This is a genomic window from Haloferax gibbonsii ATCC 33959 (genome assembly GCF_000336775.1).
In the GTDB taxonomy this organism is placed as follows: domain Archaea; phylum Halobacteriota; class Halobacteria; order Halobacteriales; family Haloferacaceae; genus Haloferax; species Haloferax gibbonsii.
Window position 1 is genome coordinate 1 of the sequence record NZ_AOLJ01000008.1, and the last position, 6043, is coordinate 6043.

Sequence of the window (6043 nt, forward strand, 5' to 3'; positions counted from 1 at the left end):
ATGGAGGCGATACCAGCACCTTGGCAGGCGGCCATGAACCGAGTGAGTGGGTCTGGACGAGTGGGACCGTACGATTCGACCGACATCGTGAGCGAGTCCACTCGCGGCTCGTAGTTGGCTATTACGGCAGGGAGTACTCCCCTCGGGGCATGCCCGTGGATAACCCACTTCGCTACTGCAAAAACACCAGATACTGTTCTTCAGCAATACTGACTGCCTCGTGATAGTTTTCCTGAAGGATTTCGGTGTCCATCGCGGTCGATTATCGACGCACAAGCGACTCCGCTACGACATCGTCAAGCGCTACGGTGAGGTCTCGTCTACCTCATCACGCAGCGTACGAGGCACATATCTCCGTACCAAAATCGAAGGCGACCCGCCGTCGGTATCTCGGTGCGCTCGAACGGGACCGACTCATCAAACAAGAGGGGGCGACGCGGGGGACTCGGTATCGACTCGTTGAGCCGTAGTCTCACGACGCTGCTGCGGCTGTGTCGTTGTTCTCCATGTCGAATGGAAGGTTAATGACTAACTCATCAAACCAGACGACTGGTCGCTTACTCTGGCCCTCTTGCTCGAAGAAGATGACNTTCTCCATGTCGAATGGAAGGTTAATGACTAACTCATCAAACCAGACGACTGGTCGCTTACTCTGGCCCTCTTGCTCGAAGAAGATGACACCCAATCGAGCGAGACGGTTGAGCTCTTCGTGGACGTTCTTCACGTCACGGTTGACTACGCGGGCCGTCTCGTTGATGCTGGATGGTTCTTCCCGACGGACAGCTTTGATGAGGTCAAGCGTTCGCGGGGTTAGCGTAGCCATCAGGTCATCATAGCTTGTGAATGAAATCGTCGGTGTGGAGTCTACAGAGTCGCCATCTGCGAGAGCGGTGAGACTCTCGGTAACGTCCTCTTCGAACTCTCGGTCCGATTTTACTGTAACGACGAGTGTCGATTCGGCTTCGAGTAGTTCACGTTCCATCGGGTGCAGCGGTGGCACAGTATCTGACATTGGGACCTCCCTCGGATGGCCTCACTTGAGTTCAAACTCCGATTTCGGTATCTCGCTCCAGAACCGCTCCCAGAGTTCGACGATTCCGGGGAACTCAATGATCTCTGGGTCAGGGTTCGGCGCGACGTGGAGTTCGTGGCCTTTTGTGTCTTCGTGTGAGTTATCGTACCGACGAATCGTTCCATCCTTGAGAGTGCGTTCAGAGTCTGGTTGTATCGCACCGTAGTGGAGCTTGTAGGCCCACCCAGATGGGTACGCATCATCTGAGGTTCGCATGCAGAACACTCGAACCACAGTTCCGTCGGGGNCCATCAAGGTCGTCGTCGGTCAGCGAGGCCATCCTCAGCCATTGGTACGTGGACCAATGGCATAACTCTAGCCATTGGTCTGGGTGCCAAGGGCACATCTCCGTGCCGAGATCGAAGGCGACCCACCGTCGGTATCTCGGTGCGCTCGAACGGTATCGACTCGTCGAGTCGTGAGTGACAAAACGGATAACACTGTCAAGGCGATACGTCCTTACAACGCATGTCCGCTGACAAACGAATCCCGGTGACCGAAGAGACTCGGGAAGAACTTCACGAACTGAAAAAGCCGGGGCAGACATACGACGATCTCCTCAAGGAGCTTGCACAAAGTCGTCGTCGTGAAGACCTCGAAAAGCGCTTCCAAGAGCTGGAGGACGCAGACAGTGATGATCTAACCTCCCTCGAGGCTGTCTGAGGACGACTACGCTGTTTTTCTTGCTGATCAACCATGCGAGTTCTTGAGTGTCGCCGATGAGAAGACGACACGAATTTGCAAGGAGAAGCTGGGATACCTGAGCGAGAACCCATATCAAGGGCGAGGACGCGGCGATAAAGAGAAGTTGCCCATCGACGGGCGACGTGATCGGTTCCGTATGCACGTCTCACGGACCTACACAGCGATTTACACCGTCTTGGAAGACGAAAAAGAGGTTCGCGTCCTCGAAATACTACCAATCGACGATGCCCACAAGCGATACGGTTTCTGACAATCTATTAAGTATCCCAATCCAGCGGTAGGAATCCTCGCGACTCAGCGCGGGAGGAGGTTAATCTCACAGGCTACGGTGCAGCGGCACCGATGTTGTTGTTCGAGTTGTTGAATGGAAGGTCGATCGTCTCCCTACGCTGGCCACCAGTGGAACTGATTCATAGCCCTCGTTAGACACAGTATCTATCATCGGTGTTCATGATCTTGGAGTCGGATTTTCTACCCCCTTTTCAAACACCGATTTCGGGTTGAGGGACGCTACACCCCCGGAATTCACGGGTGTACATGGACGCCAAGTTCCCGCAAGGGTGTACCCGATAATTCCCGACCATGGGTGTAGAAATTCGCCGGCGAAAACGAGGGTCCCACACTCGATACGAATCCAAATCCCTCGATTTGTGGGTTAGAGCGTCCTCTCCCGGCTTTGTAGCTTCGACAACACGTGTCTTGACGCCGCTCAAACGGGCACCTGAGCGGGTCGAATCGACCTCCTCAAACCCCCGAATCGCCGGTACACCCCAACGAAAGTGGGGTGTATCGGGTGATTTCAGAACGCGATTGCGTCCCGATTTCGGGTGTGACGCAGCATCTGTGTGTGCTGGTTCGACGCGTTCTGAACACCCTCGCTTTCGTCGCTACTGCCAGTTGTGGGGCCGCTCGACTCGAACTATGGGTTCGTTCGATTGCGTCGCGAAACAACCGTGCTTCGGTTCGACCCCATGCATCCGCGATTCGATTGCGATTCGAGCGTGTTGTTCCGGGAGAAATTGTGGGTGTACAAACACTTGATTCGGCCAATTCGGACAGCCCTCATTACCGATTAAGTACCCCCCACATCGATATCTCCAGCAAAATGATCGCCCGAGAGGAAGTATTCGACGTCGACGCCTTCGTGCCCGCCGATCTCGTCCACCGGAACCACGAGTTAAATCTCCTCTCGACGGCTCTCTCACCCATTCTCGACGGGAATTCGGGATCGAACACCATCGTCACCGGGCCCTCCGGCGTGGGGAAGACGACGACCGCGCGGTTCGGACTCGCGCAGCTCCAAGCCGAGGCCGACGTCGTTACTCGGTACGTCAACTGCTGGGACGACCACCGGCCGTGGGTCGTCCTCTACGACATTCTCTCGGAGGTCGGGACGGTGTGGGACCTCCACCGACGGTCGACGGCCCACGACATGATCCTGACTCGGCTTCGGGAGTCGGTCGACAAACCGTACGTTGTCATCCTCGACGAAGTCGACCGCCTGGACGAGACGGACCTGCTGTACAGTCTGGATGCGATTCCAGAACTGACGCTCGTGTTGATCACGAATCGCGAAGAAGAGCTGTTCGCCTCGATGGACGAGCGGGTTCACTCGCGGTTCCGCTCGGGCGTTCGGATTTACTGTGAGCCCTACCGTATCTCGGAGCTGGTCGAGATTCTCGATGCACGGGTTCGGGAGGGACTGCAGTACGACGTGCCGACGGAGATTCTCGAACGAATCGCCGACCACGCCGCCGGCGACGCTCGCGTGTCGATTCGGTCGCTCTATCGCGCCTCGAAGTTGGCCGGTGATGATGTGATCACGTCGGCCGTCGTCGACGAGGCGGTTCCGTTGGCACGTGGCGAGTTACGTCAGAAGACGACGAGTCAGTTGAAGGTCCACGAAGCGACGCTGCTGGAACTCGTTCGCGAGCATGGCCCGCTGAAGATGGGCGAGTTGCGACCGCTGTATATCGAGGAATCGGGTGAAGAACGGGCGGCGCGGTCGCTTCGGCGTGACCTGCAGAAGTTGGCCGATTACAACCTGGTGGAAGCGCGCGGGGAGACGAACGGACGACGGTACGTGGGGTTGTGATTTAGCCTGTTTTGAGAACTGACTGAAAAGGAACTTATTGAGTATTTTCGGTCGACTCCTTGAGGGCGTATCGGCCACAACAATAGTCAGACGATGTGCAGAATATAGCCGACACTAGGCCAGCTAGTGGGCGCCTCTCAAAAGTCAGGGAGTGTGTCTTTACTGGAGATGTCGTTAAACCGCCAGACAGTATTCAACTCATCTTTACTCTCTAATTGCGCTTTGATCTCATCGCCTTCTTCGAGGTCTTCAATCGTCTCGGCTAATTGGTCTGAGTAAGCGCTATCGGTCCGCTCGACAGCGACAGGAATAGCTGACTGCCCCTCCATTGTCAGCCAAATATTATTCGGAGAAACCTCGTCAACAACGAAAATAGACCGGTTCACACGACTCATGGAGCACTGTTTGCAGAACTATAATAAAAACAACAATCTCACGACCTCAGCCTTCGAGAGTTCTCTTGCAGAGCATAGGCCGAGTCGAACGCTTCGAACACTAAACTACAGAAGTTGCGGAACGTAGTAGACGTGGTCGTTGCTTTTGCATGGAGATAGATATCTTCATCCTCAACCGTGATCTCGAACGGTTCGCCGGTGTCTTTGTCAAAGACGAAGTAGTTCCCGTGTTCCCAGACAGAATACTCGTACCTTCGTTCGTGGTCAAGGATGCGCTCCGCGAGGCAGTCCGCAGTATCTCGTTTCTGGGTGTCGTCCCTCGAGTTATTACTCAGCCTGAGCGTGGTTCCACCCTCGATTGTGAATCCGCTGTTGAACGTCTCTCGAGTCGGTCTGTACCTGATCTTGTAGCTCGATAGTTCAGTGGTCATCGCCGTAGGTTTCGCTCGTCTTCCAACTCTAATTCCTCCATTGTGAGCTCTGGAAGTCGTTCCTGAAACAACTGATCCAGAATAGCCCAGAGTATCTCTGTCGGAATCTGCTTCTCAAACTGTGCAGGCTCGTGATTGGTCTCTCCCAGCTCCGGAACATAATGCTGGAAGTGAACTGCTCCGAGTTCAGGGTGATCGTCGTCGCGATGCCACCCACAGTTGAACCCAGTATTCGGGTCTGCGTAATGTACCCGAAACGCCGGGTCGTCCCCAACGAACCGCCACTCAACGTCGAGTGTCGNCCCACAGTTGAACCCAGTATTCGGGTCTGCGTAATGTACCCGAAACGCCGGGTCGTCCCCAACGAACCGCCACTCAACGTCGAGTGTCGGTGGCTTTGGACCAGTCGTCGGCACAACCCGATTGGGGTCGACCTGTGCTTGGATGAACTTCTTGACGATGCTATCCGGTTCGTAAGCTACTGACGTGATCGCAGGATGTCGCTGCAGGACGTCTTTCAACCCTTCGTAGACCGAACTGTCGATAGTTCCTGATAACCCCATTTCGTCACGCGGAGATGAAATCTCGCTTGGTCGCCCAGTCGTACTCGTTGAGCGCCGCCCGGACGATAGAGACACGGTCAGCAAGGTGTTCCCATTCACTAGCGACTTCGCGACGTGTCTCAACATCGTCGTCATCGTCGGCGTCTGCGATACTTGCTCGGAGCTCTCCTGGTGTCTCGACGTCGTATGACTGCTTCCAGTCCGTAATCTTGCTCCGCATCGAATCAAGAGCATCCGTCAACTCCTCGCGGCTGTGTTCTCGCTGGAGTGCTGCGACCTCTCGGTAGGTCGCCATCAGCTGGTCAACGCAGTAGAGTGTCTGATCTCCCTGTTCGATCTTCCGGAGGACGTTGTCCTCGACGAGTTGGTTGAGGTACTTCTGTGCCGTTTTGACGGAGGTCTCTGTCTCGTTCGCGACCCACGACGCAGTCCGAGGCGTTCGAAGCGTCCGGGCGGCGGCGCGGATTCGCTCACCACGGGTCATCGAATTGCGGGAGTCGTTCTGATCTTCGTCGGGCATACTCGGCTCTACGAGACGCGTGAACATATATCCACTAGGTTAGAAATATAGGTGTTTCAAAGGATACTGTTCGTTTGGTGATGGGTCTGAGGACACATCGACTACATAGAAAATACGCTTTACCCGTCTCCGTCCTCTAAGAGATAGTTCTAGTTCGTCAACCGAGTGTGATCTCACAGGAGTTCGTCTGAAACTCATCGGTGACGCCGGCCACGCTCGCGATCCCGGCCAGCTTCAATCCCACAAGGGTTCGTCTGAAACC

The 6043-nt window shown here is 55.3% G+C and carries 7 protein-coding genes and 1 pseudogene; 3 read left to right on the forward strand and 5 right to left on the reverse strand.

Features of this window, described 5'->3' with window-relative positions; translation table 11 throughout:
- Positions 1 to 592: 592 nt before the first annotated feature.
- Together C454_RS02750 and C454_RS19735 are read right to left on the reverse strand one after the other, a co-directional pair.
- A pseudogene (locus C454_RS02750) lies at positions 593 to 1012 on the reverse strand (HVO_A0114 family putative DNA-binding protein); the annotation flags it as partial.
- 21 nt (positions 1013 to 1033) lie between these two features.
- Positions 1034 to 1324 (reverse strand): toxin-antitoxin system TumE family protein, encoded by a 291-nt coding sequence (locus tag C454_RS19735; protein ID WP_004972469.1) that lies wholly within the window; start codon positions 1322 to 1324, stop codon positions 1034 to 1036.
- Between the two features lie 216 nt (positions 1325 to 1540).
- On the opposite strand from C454_RS19735, the gene C454_RS02755 reads away from it, so the two are divergent.
- From C454_RS02755 to C454_RS02765, 3 genes are all read left to right on the forward strand, one after another.
- Positions 1541 to 1735, forward strand: a complete 195-nt coding sequence (locus C454_RS02755) for a hypothetical protein (RefSeq protein ID WP_004972471.1) — start codon at positions 1541 to 1543, stop codon at positions 1733 to 1735.
- Complete coding sequence (locus tag C454_RS02760) at positions 1728 to 2027, forward strand: hypothetical protein (protein ID WP_049904933.1); 300 nt, start codon at positions 1728 to 1730, stop codon at positions 2025 to 2027. Before C454_RS02755 ends, C454_RS02760 begins: the two co-directional genes overlap by 8 nt.
- A gap of 855 nt (positions 2028 to 2882) precedes the next feature.
- Positions 2883 to 3872 (forward strand): Cdc6/Cdc18 family protein, encoded by a 990-nt coding sequence (locus C454_RS02765; protein ID WP_004972475.1) that lies wholly within the window; start codon positions 2883 to 2885, stop codon positions 3870 to 3872.
- A 137-nt stretch (positions 3873 to 4009) separates the two neighbouring features.
- Here the strand turns inward: C454_RS02765 and C454_RS02770 are convergent, their stop codons facing one another.
- The 3 genes from C454_RS02770 to C454_RS20905 all read right to left on the reverse strand — a co-directional run bounded on the left by C454_RS02770 (position 4010) and on the right by C454_RS20905 (position 5781).
- On the reverse strand, positions 4010 to 4267 hold the full coding sequence (locus tag C454_RS02770) for a hypothetical protein (protein WP_049904934.1): 258 nt from the start codon (positions 4265 to 4267) through the stop codon (positions 4010 to 4012).
- A 38-nt stretch (positions 4268 to 4305) separates the two neighbouring features.
- Positions 4306 to 4698 carry a hypothetical protein gene (locus C454_RS02775; protein ID WP_004972481.1) on the reverse strand — a complete coding sequence of 131 codons (393 nt, stop codon included), beginning with the start codon at positions 4696 to 4698 and terminating at the stop codon, positions 4306 to 4308.
- Between the two features lie 567 nt (positions 4699 to 5265).
- A complete protein-coding gene (locus C454_RS20905) occupies positions 5266 to 5781 on the reverse strand; it encodes a DUF7342 family protein (protein WP_081605180.1) in 516 nt (171 codons plus the stop codon).
- Positions 5782 to 6043: the final 262 nt, after the last annotated feature.

Excerpts from the sequence above, each read along its gene's own strand:
- C454_RS02755 (WP_004972471.1), top strand. The coding sequence starts at position 1,541 with ATGTCCGCTGACAAACGAATCCCGGTGACCGAAGAGACTCGGGAAGAA.
- C454_RS02765 (WP_004972475.1), top strand. The coding sequence starts at position 2,883 with ATGATCGCCCGAGAGGAAGTATTCGACGTCGACGCCTTCGTGCCCGCC.
- C454_RS02770 (WP_049904934.1), bottom strand. The coding sequence starts at position 4,267 with ATGAGTCGTGTGAACCGGTCTATTTTCGTTGTTGACGAGGTTTCTCCG.
- C454_RS02775 (WP_004972481.1), bottom strand. The coding sequence starts at position 4,698 with ATGACCACTGAACTATCGAGCTACAAGATCAGGTACAGACCGACTCGA.
- C454_RS20905 (WP_081605180.1), bottom strand. The coding sequence starts at position 5,781 with ATGCCCGACGAAGATCAGAACGACTCCCGCAATTCGATGACCCGTGGT.